This window comes from Halochromatium sp. (assembly GCF_054919635.1).
The window spans coordinates 1-3335 of sequence record NZ_JBUDPI010000380.1; the positions used below are offsets into that span (position 1 = coordinate 1).

The following is a 3335-nucleotide window of genomic DNA, read 5'->3' on the forward strand; positions in this document are numbered from 1 at the left end:
GGGAGGCGATGCTGATCCCGATGTTCATCATCATCGGGGTCTGGGGCGGGCCGAATCGCGTCTACGCGACCATCAAGTTCTTCCTCTACACCTTCTTCGGCTCGGTGTTCATGCTGGTCGCGCTGATCTATCTCTACTTCCAGACCGGCAGCTTCGACATCCTTGGCTTCCATGCCGCGCCGCTGGGTCTCACCGCGCAGATCCTGATCTTCATCGCCTTCCTTTTGGCGTTTGCGGTCAAGGTGCCGATGTTCCCGGTGCACACCTGGCTGCCTGATGCACACGTCGAGGCGCCGACCGGTGGCTCGGTGATCCTGGCGGCGATCATGCTGAAGATCGGCGGCTATGGGTTCCTTCGCTTCAGCCTGCCGATCGCGCCCGACGCGAGCGCCCAGCTCGACTGGCTGATCATCGCCATGTCGCTGATCGCGGTGATCTACATTGGTCTGGTCGCGCTGGTGCAGCAGGACATGAAGAAGCTGATCGCCTATTCCTCGATCGCGCACATGGGCTTCGTGACCCTGGGCTTCTTCATCGTCTTTGCGATCTTCCAGCGCGCCGAGACCGCGGGTGCCGTGATGGGCATTGAAGGCGGCATGGTGCAGATGATCTCGCACGGATTCATCTCGGGTGCGCTCTTCCTCTGCGTCGGCGTCCTCTACGACCGGATGCACACCCGTGAGATCTCGGCCTATGGCGGCGTGATCAATCGTATGCCCTGGTTTGGTGCCTTCGTTGTGTTCTTTGCGATGGCCAACGCCGGTCTTCCAGGCACCTCCGGGTTTGTCGGCGAGTTCATGGTGATCCTCGCCGCCTTCCGGGCTGATTTCTGGTTCGCCTTCCTGGCCGCGACCACGCTGGTGCTGGCCGCCGCGTTCACCCTCTGGCTGGTCAAGCGAGTGATCTTTGGTGACATCGCGAACGACAATGTCGCTGCACTCAAGGATTTGAATCCGCGCGAGACCTTGAACCTGGGCGTGCTCGCCGCTGCAACGCTGGCCATCGGCATCTGGCCGAAGCCATTGATCGATGTGATGGAGCCGACGATCGAGAACCTGGTGCAACAGATCCAGGTCAGCAAGCTACCCGAGGGGTCCGACCTGCTGACCCCGCCGATTGCCCGCATCCAGCCCTAAGGGACCTCTGTCATGACGACGCTAACGCCCTCGATTTCTGCCTCGCTGATGGCGATCTTGCCGGAGCTGGTGATCCTGGTCACCGCCTGCACGGTGCTACTCACCGACCTCTACACGCGCGCTGATCAGAAAGAGAGCAACCATACCCTGACGCTGCTTGGACTGCTGGCCGCGCTGTTCGCGGTCGGCTTCGTCGGCGGCTCGACCCCGACCGCCGCCTTCAGTGAGAGCTTCGTGCGCGATCCGATGAGCGACCTGCTCAAGGGCGCGATCCTGATCGTCTCCTTGCTCACCGTCGTCTATGCCAAGGATTACATGCGCGACCGCGATATGTGGGTCGGCGAATACCATGTGCTGCTGCTATTCGCCGTGCTCGGCATGCTGATCATGGTCTCAGCGAATGGCTTTCTGACCCTTTACCTCGGGCTGGAGCTGCTCTCGCTCTGCCTCTATGCGCTGGTCGCCTTTGATCGCGATTCCAAGGCCGGTGCCGAAGCGGCGATGAAGTACTTCGTGCTTGGTGCCCTTGGCTCAGGGATGCTGCTCTATGGCATCTCGATGCTCTACGGCGCCTCCGGCGGTTTCGCGTTCGCTGATGTCGCGGCAGCCGTCGCCAGCGATGGCGTCAACGACCAGATCGTGGTCTTCGGACTTGTGTTCGCACTGATCGGCATTGCGTTCAAATTCGGCGCAGTACCCTTCCATATGTGGCTGCCCGATGTCTACCAGGGCGCGCCGACGCCGATCGTGCTGTTCCTGTCGAGTGCGCCAAAGATCGCTGCCTTTGCGATGGCGGCGCGCATCCTGATCGAGGCACTGGGCGGCCTGCAGAGCGATTGGGGTGAGATCCTGGTGATCCTCTCGGTCCTGTCGTTGGCGCTCGGCAACGTTGTCGCCATTGCCCAGAAGAACATCAAGCGCATGCTCGCCTACTCGACGATCTCCCATGTCGGCTTCATCTTCCTTGGCCTGCTCGCTGGCACTGAGCAGGGCTACGCATCGGCGATGTTCTACTCGGTGGTCTATGCGCTGATGTCGGCCGGCGCCTTTGGCGTTCTGCTGCTGATCTCGAGCAAGGGCCAGGATGTTCAAGACCTGGACGATCTCAAGGGGCTGTCCGATCGCGATCCCTGGCTGGCGGCGGTGATGGCGCTGATCATGTTCTCGATGGCCGGGGTGCCGCCGATGGTCGGCTTCGTCGCCAAGCTGCTCGTGCTGGAGGCGATCGTCGCCCAAGGGATGGTCTGGCTCGCGATCCTTGCGGTGATCTTCTCGATCATCGGCGCCTTCTACTATCTGCGCGTGGTCAAGATGATCTACTTCGATAAGCCGATCAATGAGGCCTCGGTGGTCACCAACGCCAGCGCGCGTCTCGCGATCACCGTCAACGGCGCTGCGATCCTGCTGCTCGGGATGTACCCCGCGGCCCTGTTCTCGCTCTGCCAGCAGGCGTTTCCGGGCTGAGCCGATTGATCTCGACCATTGATGTATCGGTGAGCTCCATCCGGTATGGACTCGCCATCGCGCTTAGAGGTTCGCGGGACTGTTCGCCGGAAGCGCTCCCGTTCGGTTCAGCACATGCGTTTAGATGAACTTCGCATCAGCCGCATACCCGCCGCCTAAAGCAGCCTGCGGACCAACTTGAAGGTCTCCACCGAACGAGCAAGGACGCTCAACTTTGTCTCACGTCACACGCGCCGACCCCGACCACCCAGCAGTCTGGAACGATGGCACGACTCGGCATCCGTGTGCTCGGTGCGAATCGACCCGGATAATCCCAATCCACCACCCGCGCCACCTGCACCTAAACGAGGTCCACAAGGAGCAGATGGAGTGCATCGACGACTTGGCCGAACTGCCAGTCGTGCCATCTGCCCTGGCTCGATGTTTCCCAAAAATAGCCCGTGATTGGGTCCGACGACGTCGCTTCAGTGAGCTCGGCTTCAGTGCGTCTAAGAACCATTCCACGGGGCAACATACCAGCAAAGCGCCTTCGCCCGAATTTGCTTAGCAACCAGAAGTTCCCGGTACTGCTCCCATCGGGACAGCGATCCGTTTTCGCGTCTTTGGCAAGTTCTTCGATCGACACCGCTTGACATATTCAGATTTCTGCGGATAGGCTCCCTGTGGATTCTAGCACCATGAGCAACGGTGTCCGGCTGCAAAACCAATGGGTTCAAGTTTTATCGACAGTAGAGC

At 60.6% G+C, this 3335-nt stretch carries 2 protein-coding genes; both read left to right on the forward strand.

Annotated elements, in window-relative coordinates:
• The coding region (locus tag ACY693_RS16900) for a complex I subunit 4 family protein (RefSeq protein WP_462322978.1) at nt 1–1136 on the forward strand (1136 nt) is incomplete at its 5' end.
• Nucleotides 1137–1148: 12 nt separating this feature from the next.
• Nucleotides 1149–2600 carry an NADH-quinone oxidoreductase subunit NuoN gene (gene nuoN, locus ACY693_RS16905; protein WP_462322979.1) on the forward strand — a complete coding sequence of 484 codons (1452 nt, stop codon included), beginning with the start codon at nt 1149–1151 and terminating at the stop codon, nt 2598–2600.
• The last annotated feature ends 735 nt before the right edge of the window (nt 2601–3335 follow it).

What these genes read in the sequence shown, in the direction of transcription:
- nuoN (WP_462322979.1), top strand. Translation starts at nt 1,149, where the DNA reads ATGACGACGCTAACGCCCTCGATTTCTGCCTCGCTGATGGCGATCTTG.